We start from the raw sequence: 15,339 nt of genomic DNA on the forward strand, positions 1-15,339 counted from the left end.
GCGGATCAGACGCGGGCGCCGTCGACGACCAGACACTGGCCGTTCACGTAGTTGGTCTCCTGGAGGCACATCACATAGACCGCCCCGGCGGCCTCCTGCGGTGTGCCGGGACGACCCAGTGGGATGATCTTCGATGCCATGGCGGCCCGCTCCGGGTTGATGCCGACCTTGATCTGGCGGCCCTCGATCTCCACGGTGGCGCCGTCGTCGGCGGTGGCCTCGGTCATCCGGGTCAGGATGTAGCCGAAGGCGACCGCGTTGACATTGACCCTGTACCGGCCCCACTCCTTGGCGAGGGTCTTGGTCACACCGATCAGTCCGGCCTTGGCGGCGGCGTAGTTGACCTGGCCGAGGTTCCCGTAGAAGCCCGAGGTCGAGGAGATGTTGACGACCTTGCGGTGGTGGTCGACCGGGTTGTTCCTGAAGTACGGCTGGGCGGCCCGCAGGATCCGGAACGGCGCCTTGAGGTGTACGTCGAGAACGGCGTCCCACTGCTCGTCCGTCATCTTCTGGATGACCGTGTCCCAGGTGTAGCCGGCGTTGTTCACCACGATGTCGAGGCCACCGAAGGAGTCGATCGCGGTGGCGACGAAATGCTCGGCGAATCCTTCGGCGGTGACCGAACCGACGCAGGTCACGGCAGTGCCGCCGGCCGCCCTGATATCGGCGACGGTCTCGTCGGCGGGCTGCGCGTCGAGGTCGTTGACGACCACCCGCGCGCCCTCGGCGGCCAGTTTGCGTGCTATCTCGCGGCCGATGCCGCGGCCCGAGCCGGAGACGATGGCGACCTTGCCGTCCAGGGTTCCCATGGTGGTTCCTTCGCTTGAGTGAGGAGGGGAATGCGACGCTTCGGGGGGCCGGGGGCCGCGCGGCTCCGGCCTGAGTAGCTGGCCCGTCGCGGCGCCGGGTACGGCCGGCGTGAACCCCACGCCGGGCCAGGGAGCGTGGTGGGCCGAGCCGCGGGGGTCTCCTGGGCGGATACGGTTCCCCCGCCGAGGGGGTCACGCCTTCGGTACGAGGGCGTCGACGGCGTCCGCGCCGAGACCGACCTCGGTGAGCACCTCGCGGGTGTGCGCCCCGACCACCGGGGCGGGCCGTGGAGTGGCGGCCGGGGTGCCCTGGAAGCGGGGCGCGGGGGCCGGCTGGAGCAGACCGTCCTCGGTGTAGTAGGTGCCGCGGGCCACGTTGTGCGGATGGCTCGCTGCCTCGGTCAGGCCGTACACCGGGGTGACGCAGGACGGGGTCCCGTCGAAGGCGGCGGTCCACTCCGCGCGGGTCCGGCCGCGGAAGACCTCGTCGAGGTGTGCGCCCATCGCGGGCCAGGCGTCGCGGTCGTGCTGCCGGGCGAAGAGCGGGTCGCCGACCAGGCCGAGGACCCGCAGCAGGACCGCGTAGAACTGCGGCTCGACGCTGCCGACCGCCATATGGCCACCGTCGGAGGTGCGGTACGTGCGGTAGAAGGGGGCGCCGCCGTCGAAGAGGTTCACCCCCCGCGCGTCCTCCCAGCGGCCGACCGCCAGCAGGCCGTGGATCAGTGCGAGTTGCACGGCGGTGCCGTCGGTCATGGCGGCGTCGACGACCTGGCCCTCGCCGGTGCGTCCCGCGCTCACCAAGGCGGTGGTGATGCCCAGGGCGAGCAACATGCCGCCGCCGCCCATGTCGCCGAAGAGGTTGAGCGGGACGGGCGGGTTCTCATCGGGGCCGCCGAGGGCACCGAGCGCGCCCGCGACCGCGATGTAGTTGATGTCATGTCCGGGAGCCTGTGCCAGTGGACCGTCCTGACCCCAGCCGGTCATCCGGCCGTAGACGAGCCTGGGGTTGCGGGCGAGACAGGTCTCGGGACCGAGGCCGAGGCGCTCGGCGACACCCGGGCGGAAGCCCTCCACGAGGGCGTCGGCGGTGTCGATGATCGCGAGGGCCGCCTCGACGCCCGCCGGGTCCTTCAGGTCGAGGGTGACCGAGCGGCGGCCCCGGTGCAGGATCGGGTGTTTGGAGGCGGTGCCCGCTTCGGCGGGGCGGTCGATGCGGATGACCTCGGCGCCCTGGTCGGCCAGCAGCATTCCGGCGAAGGGGCCGGGCCCGATGCCGCCCAGCTCGACGACGCGGATACCGGCCAGGGCGCCGGTGGTGGTGGGTGCGGCGGTGTTCAAGGGACTCGGCTTCCTTCGATTCCGGGAGGTCCCCCCGGCGGCGGGGGGCGTTCGGGTCCGGCCGCCCCCACAGCCGGGGGCGCCGCGCACGGGTCTACAGACCGAGGTCCTTGGCGATGATGGTCTTCATGACCTCGCTGGTGCCGCCGTAGATGCGGGAGACGCGGGTGTCCGCGTACAGCCGGGCGATCGGGTACTCCAGCATGTAGCCGTAGCCACCGTGCAGTTGGAGGCACTTGTCGATGACGCGCGCGGCGACCTCGGTACCGAACAGCTTGATCTTGGCGGCGTCGGCGCCGGTCAGTTCGCCCGCGTCGTCCAGTTCGATGCCCTTGTCCACCATGGCCTGGAGCGCCTCGACCTCGGCGGCGCATTCGGCGAGGACGAACTTGGTGTTCTGGAAGGCGGCCACCGGCTTGCCGAAGACCCGGCGCTCCAGCACGTATGCACGGGCGAAGGCGATGGCGGCCACGGCGGAGGAGACGGCTCCGACGCCGATCTGGAGGCGTTCGCGGGCCAGGTTCCGGCCGAGGTAGGAGAAGCCCTTGTCCGGCTCGCCGAGGACGTTCTCCACCGGCACCCGGACGTCGGTGAAGGACAGTTCGGAGGTGTCGGAGGAGCGCAGGCCGATCTTGTCGAGCTTGCGACCGTAGGCGAAGCCCTCGCTGTCGGTGGGGACGACCAGCAGGCTCAGGCCGTGGCGGCGGTCCTCGGCGGTGGCGGGCGCGGTGCGGGCGGCGACCACGCACAGCTCGGAGTTGCGGGCGCCGGTGATGAAGGTCTTGGCGCCGTTGAGGAGGTAGTGGGTGCCGTCGTCGGAGAGCGTGGCGGTGGTGCGGATGCCGGCCAGGTCGGAGCCGGTGCCGGGCTCGGTCATGGCGATGCACAGCAGGGTGTCGCCGGAGGCGATGCCGGGCAGCCAGCGCTTCCTCTGCTCGTCGTCGGCGAGGTCCAGCAGATAGGGAAGGACGATGCCGGTGGACACGCCGTAGTGGCCGAGGGAGACCGCGGCACGTGCGCACTCCTCGGTGATGACGACCTGGAACTTGTAGCTGATGTCACCGGAGCCGCCGAACTCCTCCGGGATGTCGAAGCCCATGACGCCCAGCGCCCCGAGCTTGCGGAAGATGTCGCGGTCGACGAGGTTGTCCTTCTCCCACCGCTCGAAATGGGGCACCACCTCCTTGGCGATGAACTCCCGGATCATCGCCCGGAATGCCTCGTGCTCCTGGGTGTAGATGCTGCGCTTCATGACGGGTCCCTGTGTTCGTCGTGGTGTCTGTGCGGGGCGCGACCCGCCCGCGGTCGGCGGGCGGGGTCCGCGCCGAGGTCGGTGCGGTGACCCGGGTCAGCGGGAACCGCCGTCGACGGTCAGGACCTGGGCGCTGATGTAGTTGGCCTCCTGCGTACAGAGCAGGTAGATCGCGCCGGCGGCCTCGGACGGGGTACCCGGGCGGCCGAAGGGATTGGTCCGCTTGACGGCCTCGGCGATCTGCGGGCTGACGCCGACCTTGATCTGACGGCCCTCGATCTCGACGGTGGCGTCGTCGGCGGCGGTGGCCTCGGTCATCCGGGTCAGGATGAAGCCGTAGGCGACGGCGTTGACGTTGACCTTGTACCGGCCCCACTCCTTCGCCATGGTCTTGGTGAGGCCGATGACACCGGCCTTGGCGGACGAGTAGTTGGCCTGGCCCGGATTGCCGTACTGGCCGGAGACCGAGGAGACGTTGACGACCTTGCGGTGGTACTCGGTCGGGTTCGCCTTAATGTAGGGCTGGGCGGCCCGCAGGATCCGGAACGGCGCCTTGAGGTGTACGTCGAGAATGGCGTCCCACTGCTCGTCGGTCATCTTCTGGATGACCGTGTCCCAGGTGTAGCCGGCGTTGTTGACGATGATGTCCAGACCGCCGAAGGAGTCGATCGCGGTGGCGACGAAGCGGTCCGCGAAGCCCTCTTCGGTGACGGAGCCGACACAGGCGACGGCCCGGCCGCCGGCCGACGTGATGGCGGCGACGGTCTCGTCGGCCGGCACCTTGTCGAGGTCGTTGATCACGACGCTCGCCCCCTCGGAGGCCAGCTTGAGCGCGACCTCACGGCCGATGCCCCGGCCCGAGCCGGAGACGATGGCGACCTTGCCGTCCAGGGTTCCCATGATGTGTTACGCCCTTGTCCTCGTTGCTGGATGGGTCAGTTGACGGTGATGGCGGCGGAACCCCGGAGGGACACGGTGCCATCGGGGAGGAAGACCGTGAGGTCGAGGTGGGCGACCCCGTCCGTCACCGCGGTGACGGTGCCCGTGCAGACCGAGGTGGCGTTGACCGGGGTGATCGCGGAGAAGCGCACCCCGTAGGAGACGATCCGCTCCTGGGGAACCCAGTCGGTGAGCAGTCGGCCCAGGTACGCCATGGAGAGCATTCCGTGGGCGAAGACGTCAGGAATGCCGACGGCCGCGCAGGCGTCGGTGTCGATGTGCACCGGGTTGTGGTCGCCCGAGGCTCCCGCGTACAGCGCGAGGGTGGTACGCGTGATCTTCGGGGCTTCGAGGCTGAGGCTGTCGCCGGTGTTCAGGGTGGTCATCACTCGGCCGCCTTCGGGTCGCGCACGACGGTGGTGCTGGTCAGCGTGGCGATCGGCGCGCCGTCGCGGGTGATGTGGGTGGCGCGCACGATGAACTCCAGCGCGCCGCCCTTCTTCGTGTACACGTCCCTGACCTCGGTCCAGAAGGTCAGCCGGTCACCGGCGTACGCCTGGGCGTGGTAGGTGAATTCCTGGCCGCCGTGCAGGATCGTGCGGATGTCGATCCCGAGGTCAGCGAGGAAGCTGCCCCGGTCGGGGTTGTCCATCTCCAGGCAGAACAGAAAGGTCGGCGGCAGGGGCAGGTCCGGGTGGCCGGCCGTCCTGGCGGCGGTCAGGTCCGTGTACACATCGTCGGTCTGGCCCGTCGCGCGCGCGAAGAAGCGGAGACGGCCACGCTCGGCCGTGGTGTGGAACGCTTCGGTGCGGGTGCCGATGACGGCGGGATCGATGGGCATGATCAGGACACCTTCTCGAAGAGGGTGACGACTCCGGCGGTGCCGAGGCCGAGGTTGTGCTGGAGGCCGAGGGTCACACCATCGACCTGCCGGGCCCCGGCCTCGCCGCGCAACTGCCAGGTGATCTCGGCCGTCTGGGCGAGCCCCGTCGCGCCCAGCGGATGCCCCTTGGAGAGCAGGCCGCCGGACGGGTTGGTCACGACTCGGCCGCCGTAAGTGTTGTCGCCGTCGAGGATGAACCTCTCGGCGCCGCCCTCCTCACACAGGCCCAGGCCCTCATAGGTGAGGACCTCGTTGACGGTGAAGCAATCGTGCAGCTCGACGACCTTGATGTCACGTGGATCGACGCCGGCCTGCTCGTAGACCTCGTTGGCCGCGGCCCGCGTCACCTCGGTGCCGACCAACGACATCGCACTCTTCCGGTCGAAGAGGCCGGCTGCGTCGGACCGGAGGGTCTGCGCCGCGATGGCGACCTTGGGGGTGAGGCCGTTGCGGCGGGCGAACTCCTCGGAGCAGACGATCGCCGCGGCGGCACCGCAGGTGGGCGGGCAGCACTGGAGGCGGGTCAGCGGTCCGGCGATGCGCGGCCCGCCGAGGACATCGTCCAGGGTGATCGGGTCACGGAAGACGGCGTAGGGGTTGCCGGCCGCGTGGGTGCGCGCCTTGACCGAGACCCTGGCGAACGTGTCCGCCCTCATTCCGTACTTCTCCATGTACTCGACACCGGCCGCCGCGAAGTACTGGGGCGTCATCGGCAGGTTCGGGTCGACGTCATAGATGTCCTTCAGCGCCCCCATGAAGTCGGTCAGCGGCAAGGGCCGATCGGTCCACTTGGCGCTGAGGGCGCCCGGCGGCATCTGCTCGAAGCCGACGGCGAGAGCGCAGTCGACGGCACCGCTCTCAACGGCCTGGCGGGCCAGCCACAGCGCGGAGGAGCCTGACGCGCAGTTGTTGTTGACGTTGACCACGGGAACCTGGGTCATGCCGAACTGGTAGACCACGCGCTGACCACAGGTGGAGTCGCCGTAGACATACCCGGCGTACACCTGCTGGATTCTGTCGTAGGGCAGTCCCGCGTCCGTCAGCACGGCCCGGACAGCACCCGCGCCCATCTCGTCATACGGCTTGGCGGCACTGGGTTTGGCGAACGGGACCATGCCCACTCCGGCCACCAGCACTCTGCGACTCATGCAGTCCTCCAGTTTCGGGTTAGCGCGCCTTCACTTTTCTCGTAAAGTTGCCTGCTGTCAAGGGATGTTCATCGCTGTCGAGTGGTTTCTGTCGAAAATTTGACCCCGAGAGCTCCCGCACCCCGCCCGCCCTCTCGGCCACCCGGACGGACGGGGAACACATCCGCGCCCCGCATTCACTTCCAGCCGCTCAAGGGATGACGATCCGATTCGGAGGTGAATATCGGTTAACCTCATGCCAGACCGCCGTACGGACGGGTCCGTACGGCGGACGGCAGCAAGGCGAGCGGCGGAGGCGCGCTCGATCAGGTCTTGGCGGCGAGCTTCGCGGCGTCTCGGTCCGGATGGGCGAGCATCAGCGCGATCACCGCTCCGATGATCATCGTGACGCCGAGGAGCATGAACCCGTCGCCATAACCGGCCGCGACGGATTCGCCCGAAGCGACGAGTTCGCCGATCACCATGGGGGCGATGACCCCGCCCAGGCTGTAGACGCCGGTGACGATGCCGAACGCGATGCCGCGCTGACCGGCCGGGACCACGTCGGCGAGCCCGGCGAAGGCGACGCCGTACCCGGCCGAGTTCAGACATGAGCCGAGGATGAGCAGCGCCATCTGCGGCGCGCCCCGGTCGAGCGAGGAGAACCCTATGGTGCACAGCCCGGAGGCCAGGACCAGGCCGGCCGGCAGGACAGCGCGGGTGATGCGGTTCCCGATCCCGCGCCGGGTCAGCGCGCGGGACACCACGCCGGCGAGGATCACCGCGATGGCACTTCCCAGATAGGGGAGAGCGACGAGGTTCCCGGCCGTCCCGGCGTCATATCCCAGGCCCTCCCGCAAGTAGAGCGGAAGCCAGCTCACTTTCACCGAGGTGTTGGCGTACGCCACGAAGAACAGCAGCATCATGCCGATGAGGGTGCCGGTGCCGAACAGCCTGGCCAGCGGCACCCGATCCGGCAGGACCGTCGCCGCCGTGCCGCCGTGACCGGTGGAGGTGCCCTCCGGACCCGAGTCGCCGGCCAGCAACCACAGCAGGGCCACGACCGCCCCGAACACGGCCAGGGTGCCGAAGGCCATATGCCAGGAGTACTCCGCGATCACCCAGGTCAGCACCGGGGCCGCGATGAGCGGCCCGATGCCCGCACCCGCCACGACGATCGAACTGGGGATGGCTCGCTTGTGGGCGGGGAACCAGGAATGGGCCACCTGCATGGCGAGAGCCGTGGTCGGCCCCTCCGCGAAACCGAGGAGGACACGGCAGGCGATGATCGTGGTGAAGCCGGCCTGCGCGGCCATGGGCGCCAGGCTCAGCGCCCAGATGACCGCGATCCCCGCCAGCAGCCAGCGGGCGCGGATCTTGCCACCCAGCCAACCACCGAGGATGGACCCGACGGCGAAGAGCCAGAAGAAGCTGCTCTGGATCACGCCGAATTGGGCGTCGTCCAGCCCGAGGTCCTTCTTCATGTCGACGCCGGCCAGACCCACGACGACCTTGTCGGCGTAGTTGACGAGCATCAGACAGACCAACAGGGCGAGGACGCCCCAGGCCCGGCGCCCGACGGAAGGGCTCTGGCCACGCCCCACATCCACAGGGGTCGAGCCGGATTGTGCGTCCTGATCAACAGGCATACGAGCCTCCTCGGAACACGACCTAATTGGCCTGAAGTGAACCATCCGTAACCTGACTGAACAAGAGCTGGGGACGAGCTCCCGCGGAAAGTGGAATCCATGGCATTAGTTACTGACAATTAACTTGCTGACATGGCTCCCCCGACATGACCACAGCGGCCCCGACCCGACCACCGGCCGGGGGGTCTCCCGCGGGCCGACACAGGAACCGGCCGGCTCTCAGCGCCAGTCGATGAGTCCACCGGTGTCGCACACCTCAAGGACGATCTCCCCGGCGCCCGGATCCTGGCCCGCGGCGGGGCGCACCCGCATCCCGGCCCGGATGTCACACGGGGGTGCGCCGACGATCCGGCAGCGGAACACGAATCCCTCGGGGAACCGGACGAGTGACTCATTGCGCGCCGCACCCGAGTAGCGGTGCACGACGGTCGATTCAACGACGACACCGCGCCCCGGCCCGCACTCGAAGCGGAACTCGCTCGATGAGCAGACGGGACACAGGAGCCGCCGGAAGGACGCGGTGCCGCACCAGCGGCAGCGCTGATAGGTGAGTCCGGAGTCGCCGCTCCGACACACGGGGGCATCGCCGGCCTTCGACGGGGACAGATGATGAACCATATGGCACTCAGTACCCTTCAATAAGGAACTGAGTGCCACTCTGCCATCCTCACCCCCTCTCCGGCGATCGCACAGCGCGACAGAGAAGTGAACCGGGCCCACCGCCCCGCGACCACTACGGCGCCCGAACTCCCGCACGCGGCTCGGGGTGCGGGAGTTCGGCGACCGGCGAGGAGAGGTCTACCAGCCGGACATCCCCCTGGCGGGGGTCATCCGGGGCACCTCACTGCTGCGGCAAGGCGTACGGGCGCAGCGGCGGTTCGTGGTTGCTGCGCGGGGCCGTGGCGAGCGCCGTGACCGCAGCGGGCACCACCACGGCGCTCGCGTGAACGACGTCGAGGGCGCTGACCCCAGGGGCGTACGGGTAACCGAGACATGCGCCGGCCGGCAGCCGCTGGGGATCAGCGGGGCCGGGTCGGCTCAGCGCGTCGAGCACCAGCCGGAACGCCACCGAGTCGTAGACCAGTCCGACGTGGGTCACCAGCCGTATGCCGCAGACCTCTTGGATACCGATGGTGCGCGCCCCGTCCCTGACGGCCGTTCGGTACGGGACGGCCACCAGGTCGTCACGGGTGTAGATCGAGGTGTACGAGACGGCGCCGGGCGTCTGGTCGCCGGAGTTCAGCGCGCCGAGGAATGCCGAACCCGGCGTCATCTGGTGTGCCGCCGCCGCACAGGGAAGCGCACACAACAGATCACCTGCCACGGTGCCGTGCTCGGGCGTACCGAGACTGACGACGTCGTCGACCATGTTCCGCAGCCCCGGCCACCAGGTCAGGCCCCACCGGATCTGGAGGCCGCCCTGGCTGTGGGCGATGACGTCGGCCTTGCGCCCGGTGGCGGAGTGCAGCGCGGCGACGGCGTGGACGACATACTCGGCGGACTCCTGGATGTCCCCGGTCGACCGGCCGGGCAGGTCGACCGTGCACACGTCGTACCCCCGCTCACGCAGTGCGGGGCCCTGGTTCCAGCTCCAGTTGAGATCGGCGTTCACCCCGGTGCCGTGGACGAGGAGCACCGGCTCGCGCTCCGAGCGCGGGAAGCCGGCCGGGCAGTTCAAGGCCGCGGCCAGTCTGTCGGGTGGTGTACTCAGCAGTGGGCCGTCGACGGGGCCGACACCGACCCACCGTGCGGCCTGCGCCGCTGCGGGTGCGACGGGCACGACGAGCGCGAACACGGTGGTCGCGACGAGCATGACGAGAAGTACGCGGAGTACGCCAGGTACACGGAGTACGCCGGGTCCGCCGTGGGCGGTGAAGGCGTCGTGTACATGGTCACCTCGGGATCGGTGGGGGCGCATGGGGGCTCCTTCCATCCGGTGTTCCGGCTGCTGGGCCGTGGCTGCACCGCCGAATGTCACACGGGCCCGGTACGGCGGGTAGATGAGGGGAGGACGTTGCTCCACCGCGCGAGCCATCCTGTGCCCACGCACACCACCGGGGCCGTTCCCCGTGTCCCCGGCACAGGTGGGCCGCTCCGCATCAGGAGTCGCCACGGATCCGGGCGTCAGGCGGCGCGCTCACCCGCTGCGCCTCCAGGGCCATGGCCAGGTCCACCACGTCACGTGGGTGCGCCAGCCGGCGGCAGGTGAGCGCTTCGATGCGGCGCAGTCGGTTGAGCACGGTGTTCCGGTGGCAGTACAGCCGCTCGCCCGCCCGCCGGGTGGAGCCGTCGCAGTCCAGCCAGGCGGCCAGCGTGGTCAGCAACTCATCGCGGTCGGCCGCTCGTAGCTCCAGTACGGGACCGAGCACCTGGTCCGCGAGGTCTCCGGCCAGATCCGGCCGGGTCAGTACGAACACCCGGGAGAGCCGGTCCCCCAGCTGGGTCAGCTCCCCGTCCGCCCGGCAGGCACCGAGCGCCAACTCCGCGAGGTGACGGGCGCGGCCCAATGCAGCCAGCCCGGTCACCACCGCGCTGACACCGCCTCGGGCGTGCGTCCCCACCGGAACGAGCGCACCCAGAGCGGTCAGCGGCCGGTCACCGAGCAGTGCCACGATCGCCACCCCGTCGTCCTGCGGGCACCAGTACAACTCGACGCCGTTGCGGACCTCGTACCCCGACTCCGTTTCGCGTGGCCGCACTCCGGGGCCGCGCAGCAGGACGACCGCGTACCGGCCGTACCGGGGCAGGCCCAGGGACGCGGTCAGCGCCGCCAGGTGCGCGGGGTCAGCGTGTCCACGCAACAGCGCCTGAAGCATCGGTAGGTGTCGGCAGTGACCGGTAGCGGGCAGCGGTCGGGCCAGGGCCCTCCGGTGCGCCTCGACCATCACGGCGACATCCCCGTCCGCCCGCCGCCACACCTCACCGGCGGCGTACGCCATGGCCGTGACCCGCCCCGGTGACTCGCGCACCACCCGTGCGACCAGCGCGTCCCACAGGCCGGTCGTACCGATGCGGTAGGCGTCCAACAGCGCCGGGAGCGGGACGCCATCTCGCCCGCGCCGGTCGCCGACGGCCCACGCGTGGTCGCCCGACTCCGCCACCCTGTCCGGCGCGATGAGCCCGGCGACAAAAGCGTCGAAGGCCGTCAGCGCGGACCGCGTCAGATCGAGTGGGGGCAGCGACGGATCGCCGTAGTGCGCGCTGACCGCGCGCACCCGGGCCACCACACCCTCGGTGAACGCCGGCAGATCCGGCTGGAGCAACTCGGCCGAGTGCCGTAGCACCGACGCGATATCCGCCTCGGACGGTATGCCGGGAGGCCCGTCCGGACACGGTTCGGGAGCGCGTGGCTCGCGCAAGGTCACCTCCACCATCCCGGACTCTACAAGAGTTAGCACATATTCACATCAAGCTTCACGAGTCTTGCGAATAAAGCTCTACGATTCTCACAAGTGGGTATCTGTGACTCACCTATGATGGGCTGACACACCAAGGAGGAGGCCGCGATGCCGGCGCAGGGACCGACCGAGAGAGCCACGGACGCGAGGGGGGCCGGGGACACCACCCCCTGCCAGTCGGATGTGCCCTACGGTGAACTCGCCGAGTTCTATCGATTGATCGACACCGTTCTGGCCCGCTGCCGTGACTTCCAGAACGCCCTGGGGAGCGTGGAGGAATCCCTGGTGGAGCTGCGCGCCAGCCGCCGCCCGGGTCCACCGCCGGTGGTGCTCGGCGGCGATGCCGGGCAAGCCGCGTGGGCGGACTTCTCCGCCGCGCTCCGGGCCCTGAACGGCGCCGTGACTCTCGCTCGGGCGGAGGGCTACCGCGCCGCGGTCGACGACGGAGGTCTCAGCCTCACCGAACTGGCGCGCGTCGCCGGCCGCTCCCGTCAGCAGGTCACCCGACTGGTCAACAGGGGCCGTGGCTCCTCCAAGGCGCCGCACCCCACACCCCGGTGACATGCACCCCGGCCCCGCTCGCCGACAGTCGGCGGGCGGGGCCGGGGTGCATGTGTCACCGCAGGGGTCAGAAGCCGGTGATCCCGGCGCCGGCCGCGGCCTCCCGCGCGTCCTTGGGCAGCCGAGTGTCCAGCGGTGCCCGCTTCGCGCCCGGAGTCAGTCGGTTGAGCTCCCAGCCACCGCGGTCCCTGGCGGTCGCCCGGAGGTTCCAGGAAGAAGCCATGCCCGCGTACAGGAACCCCTTGTCCTCGAAGGGGAGGAAGACACGCACGCCCTGCTGCGAACGGTTGCCGAAGCCGTTCAGCGTCTCGGCCACGGCCGGCTTGTCCGGGTCGTCCATCCGCCAGACGTCACCACCGCCCAGAGTGGCCTTCAACGACGGCCCGACCACCAACTCCAGACTCTTCTTCGCCGCCTGCGACAGGCCGTTGTTGACCGCGGTGAAGTGTGAGCCGGGGGTGATCAGCCCGCTGCTGTCGAACGTGGCCATGTACAACCGGTCCTGGAAGACCGTGAAGGTCCAGGAGTACGCGTTGCCGACGTTGCCGTTGAAGCCCGACGGGCCGAACATGGGCTTCTGCCCCAGCAGGTTGGGCTTGGAGCTCCACCGCTTGGTGTTCGGGTTGTACACCGGCAGCTTCTCCTCCCCGTACAGCAGGGTGGTCCGCTGCTTCGCCGAGCCCGGATCACTGATCCGGAAGACCGTGGTCGGACGGGCGGCCGAGAGCATGTCCCGCTTGCGCAGCACGTCCCCCTTGGGCTGCCCGTACGCCTTCCACATGGTCTGCACCGCGCCCACCGCGGCCTGGTTGTAACTGCCCACGTACAACTCGCCCCGCCACTCGGTCAGCGCGCCCCAGGCGATGCCCTTGCTGAGCATCGGATCGGGGTCGTACTCGTCCCAGGAGAAGATGGGCTCCCAGGCCGCCGCACCGTCGAAGGTGAGCCCCGCCGACGGGATCGGCGGGCTCATCCACACCTTCGATGTGCCGCCGCTGACGGCACCTCTCTCGCCGGGCACCTGGGTACCCCAACCGGAGGCGACGAGACGGTCCTTGAAGGTGGTGAGGTAGCCGGGGTCGTTCTCCAACTGGGCGACGACGTCGAAGGCGAACGGGTTCTCCTTGTCACCGGTCCAGCGCAGCACCCGGCCGCCGTTGACCCCGGGCGCGCGGCCCGCCAGATACAGATTGCCGTCCGCGGCCACCACGCCTCCGCGCGCGCTGACCAGGTCGGTGTACGCCTTGGAGCCGAGGAACCTGCCGGTGCTGCCCTCGAAGGCGAACATCGACAGCCCCTGGCCCAGGGTCTGCCCCTCGTTCACCGTCTGCCCGAAGAGGAAGACCACATCGTTGTGGGAAGCGGCGCCGCGAAGACCCACCGTGCGCTTGATCAGCGGGTCCGAGGTCGGCGTCAGGTCCTCGACCTGCTGGGTGTCGGCGTTGACGCGCAGCACCTGGGGGGTGCGGGCGTCACCGTAGATCTCGCCCAGCGCCCCGGCGTTGGCGCCCTTGCCGAACTCGCACACGTCCGCGTTCTTCACCACGTACGGAGTCGTGTTGCCGGAGTAGGTGGAGGACGCGTTGCACGTGATGTTGGAGAGCGTGCCGAAGTACGCGTAGTCACCGGACCGCGCCGCGCTCCACACATAGGCGCCGTTGATCTTCGGCTGGAACCCGGACGGACAGGCACCGCCCTGTGGTTGCGGGCGCGGACCCCCGATGGACTTGAAGCACTCGTCCACCTGGGCACGGGCCGTCTGCTGCGCGTCGAGGACCGGCCCACGGTGGGCGGGCGTCGACGAGCGTTCGCGCTCTTGCGGCGCGGTGGGCGCGGCCGTGGCGGTGGTGTACGGGATGGTGAACGCCGCGAGCGCGGTCGCGCTCGTGGCCAGCAGCGCGATACGGCGGCTGCGGGGCGGTCGTCCGATTCTGGACAGCTTCATATCAGGTGCACCTCTGTGTCATCGTCCACTCCCTATGGGGACGTGACAGAGCATCACGGCGCACGCCCGGGGTGCGTCAACGCCCATCGCCCGATGCCGCGTAAACGGCCTGGCGGCCCTCGCGTCGCGCAGCACGGCCCGCAACGCCCGGGACGACCAGCCGGGGGGAGCCGACTCCCTCCACCTTCCGGTATCCGAGCGTGGGCGATCCGACCCTCGGTACTCTCCTGTGCGTCCAACAGTCGTGTTCCACGTGGCGGTTCGCGAGACTCGCTGGTCACTGAACCGCGCGATTGCATACCAGGGGGCAGCGATGGAGTGGGTGACCGATGAGGGACGCTTGGTGGTCTGGTGGCTGCTGGGCTTTGCAGCGGTCAATGGGGCGTTGGGGTGCTGGTGCTTGATCCGGGGGTGGGCCGACCGCGCGACCATTCGGCGCGTCAAGCGGGAGGGGATCGGTCCGGTGGAGGCGGCGTGGCAGGCGGGTGAGGGGCGGAATGCCGCGCGGACGGCCGTGGGCATCCTCGCCCTGCGGGGGGCCGTTGAGGTCTCGGACGCGGGCGTGGTCACGGCCGTGGCCGACGTACCCGAACCGGCCGACCCCGTGTTGTCCGCGCTCTTCGAAGCCATCCGACGCCGGGGCACCAGAAGGACCCGGCTGTACGAGATCCTGGACGCGGATGACTTCGAGGCGTACCGGAGCCGGCTCAGCCGGCGCGTCCCGGATGTGCGCCGGTACGCCGAGCCCGGCCGGATCGTCGCGGCCTTCGCCGCGTGCGGCATCAGCTTCGGTATGACCGCACACGGCCTGGGCGCCGGGGTGCGCCTCCCCTTCCTGGGCGGGGACCCCGCGCTGTGGGTCCTGGTGTGGTGGCCCGTCTGGGGTCTGCTCGCCCTCTGCGCGGCGGCGTGGCCGGACGAGCACACCCGGCGTTGGCGGGGCTTCAACCGGTACTGCCGGCGCGTGGCCGATGCCGCGCTGGAGGGGCTCCCCGGCCGGATCCGCACCGCGATGAGCAAGGGGGCGTCCCGGCCGACCCCGCCTCGTCCGCGGCGCGAGCGGAGGCCGACCCGGTCGCAACGTGACGCGCCGAACCCCGGTGGAGACGGCTGGGCGGACGGCACCGGTACGGACTCCCGCGGAGGCGGGGGCGGCTGCGGAGGCGGCGACTGAGCCTCCCCGCTGCCTCTCGTGGGCCACCGCTCAACGACTCAGGTGGGTTTCCCGGCGCCTCTGCACGCTGCGGCGGACCGCGGTGGGCCTACCGGTGCATGTCCGCAGCCTCATGCGGATGCCGATGACAGGTCACCCGCCACGCCGCGGAGACGCTATTGATCTTTCGGCATCTGACGTTGCGGCTGGGTTCATGTGTCATACACGGGGGGCCTCGACACTTGTCCCCGGCCCGGGTCGAACAGTGACCGGGCCATGGAT

The 15,339-nt window shown here is 70.0% G+C and carries 14 protein-coding genes; 2 read left to right on the top strand and 12 right to left on the bottom strand.

Going from position 1 to position 15,339, the window contains the following annotated elements:
- Positions 1–5: 5 nt before the first annotated feature.
- The 11 genes from ACH4S7_RS34025 to ACH4S7_RS34075 all read right to left on the bottom strand — a co-directional run bounded on the left by ACH4S7_RS34025 (position 6) and on the right by ACH4S7_RS34075 (position 11,284).
- Positions 6–809 (bottom strand): SDR family NAD(P)-dependent oxidoreductase, encoded by an 804-nt coding sequence (locus ACH4S7_RS34025; protein ID WP_398525254.1) that lies wholly within the window; start codon positions 807–809, stop codon positions 6–8.
- 192 nt (positions 810–1,001) lie between these two features.
- Positions 1,002–2,150 carry a CaiB/BaiF CoA transferase family protein gene (locus tag ACH4S7_RS34030; protein WP_398525255.1) on the bottom strand — a complete coding sequence of 383 codons (1,149 nt, stop codon included), beginning with the start codon at positions 2,148–2,150 and terminating at the stop codon, positions 1,002–1,004.
- A 94-nt stretch (positions 2,151–2,244) separates the two neighbouring features.
- Entirely contained in the window at positions 2,245–3,402 is a 1,158-nt protein-coding gene (locus ACH4S7_RS34035; protein WP_398525256.1) for an acyl-CoA dehydrogenase family protein, read from the bottom strand.
- A 96-nt stretch (positions 3,403–3,498) separates the two neighbouring features.
- Complete coding sequence (locus tag ACH4S7_RS34040) at positions 3,499–4,302, bottom strand: SDR family NAD(P)-dependent oxidoreductase (RefSeq protein WP_398525257.1); 804 nt, start codon at positions 4,300–4,302, stop codon at positions 3,499–3,501.
- Between the two features lie 35 nt (positions 4,303–4,337).
- Positions 4,338–4,727, bottom strand: a complete 390-nt coding sequence (locus ACH4S7_RS34045) for a MaoC/PaaZ C-terminal domain-containing protein (protein WP_398525258.1) — start codon at positions 4,725–4,727, stop codon at positions 4,338–4,340.
- Positions 4,727–5,182, bottom strand: a complete 456-nt coding sequence (locus ACH4S7_RS34050; protein WP_398525259.1) for a MaoC family dehydratase N-terminal domain-containing protein — start codon at positions 5,180–5,182, stop codon at positions 4,727–4,729. The genes ACH4S7_RS34045 and ACH4S7_RS34050 overlap by 1 nt, the downstream gene beginning before the upstream one ends.
- Before the next feature lie 2 nt (positions 5,183–5,184).
- Complete coding sequence (locus ACH4S7_RS34055; protein WP_398525260.1) at positions 5,185–6,372, bottom strand: lipid-transfer protein; 1,188 nt, start codon at positions 6,370–6,372, stop codon at positions 5,185–5,187.
- 305 nt (positions 6,373–6,677) lie between these two features.
- Positions 6,678–8,000 carry an MFS transporter gene (locus ACH4S7_RS34060; RefSeq protein ID WP_398525261.1) on the bottom strand — a complete coding sequence of 441 codons (1,323 nt, stop codon included), beginning with the start codon at positions 7,998–8,000 and terminating at the stop codon, positions 6,678–6,680.
- 219 nt (positions 8,001–8,219) lie between these two features.
- Positions 8,220–8,618 carry a Zn-ribbon domain-containing OB-fold protein gene (locus ACH4S7_RS34065; protein WP_398525262.1) on the bottom strand — a complete coding sequence of 133 codons (399 nt, stop codon included), beginning with the start codon at positions 8,616–8,618 and terminating at the stop codon, positions 8,220–8,222.
- A 223-nt stretch (positions 8,619–8,841) separates the two neighbouring features.
- The gene (locus ACH4S7_RS34070; protein ID WP_398525263.1) at positions 8,842–9,918 is read right to left on the bottom strand and encodes an esterase/lipase family protein; all 1,077 of its coding nucleotides are present in this window, start codon (positions 9,916–9,918) and stop codon (positions 8,842–8,844) included.
- A 181-nt stretch (positions 9,919–10,099) separates the two neighbouring features.
- Positions 10,100–11,284, bottom strand: a complete 1,185-nt coding sequence (locus tag ACH4S7_RS34075) for a PucR family transcriptional regulator (RefSeq protein WP_398525264.1) — start codon at positions 11,282–11,284, stop codon at positions 10,100–10,102.
- Between the two features lie 222 nt (positions 11,285–11,506).
- Between ACH4S7_RS34075 and ACH4S7_RS34080 the strand changes: the two genes are divergently transcribed.
- Entirely contained in the window at positions 11,507–11,959 is a 453-nt protein-coding gene (locus ACH4S7_RS34080; protein WP_398525265.1) for a hypothetical protein, read from the top strand.
- Positions 11,960–12,026: 67 nt separating this feature from the next.
- On the opposite strand, the gene ACH4S7_RS34085 is transcribed toward ACH4S7_RS34080, so the two are convergent.
- Positions 12,027–13,904, bottom strand: a complete 1,878-nt coding sequence (locus ACH4S7_RS34085; RefSeq protein ID WP_398525266.1) for a hypothetical protein — start codon at positions 13,902–13,904, stop codon at positions 12,027–12,029.
- A gap of 313 nt (positions 13,905–14,217) precedes the next feature.
- On the opposite strand from ACH4S7_RS34085, the gene ACH4S7_RS34090 reads away from it, so the two are divergent.
- Positions 14,218–15,078 carry a hypothetical protein gene (locus tag ACH4S7_RS34090; protein ID WP_398525267.1) on the top strand — a complete coding sequence of 287 codons (861 nt, stop codon included), beginning with the start codon at positions 14,218–14,220 and terminating at the stop codon, positions 15,076–15,078.
- The last annotated feature ends 261 nt before the right edge of the window (positions 15,079–15,339 follow it).

It is taken from the genome of Streptomyces sp. NPDC020965, assembly GCF_044333555.1.
Taxonomy (GTDB): Bacteria; Actinomycetota; Actinomycetes; order Streptomycetales; family Streptomycetaceae; genus Streptomyces.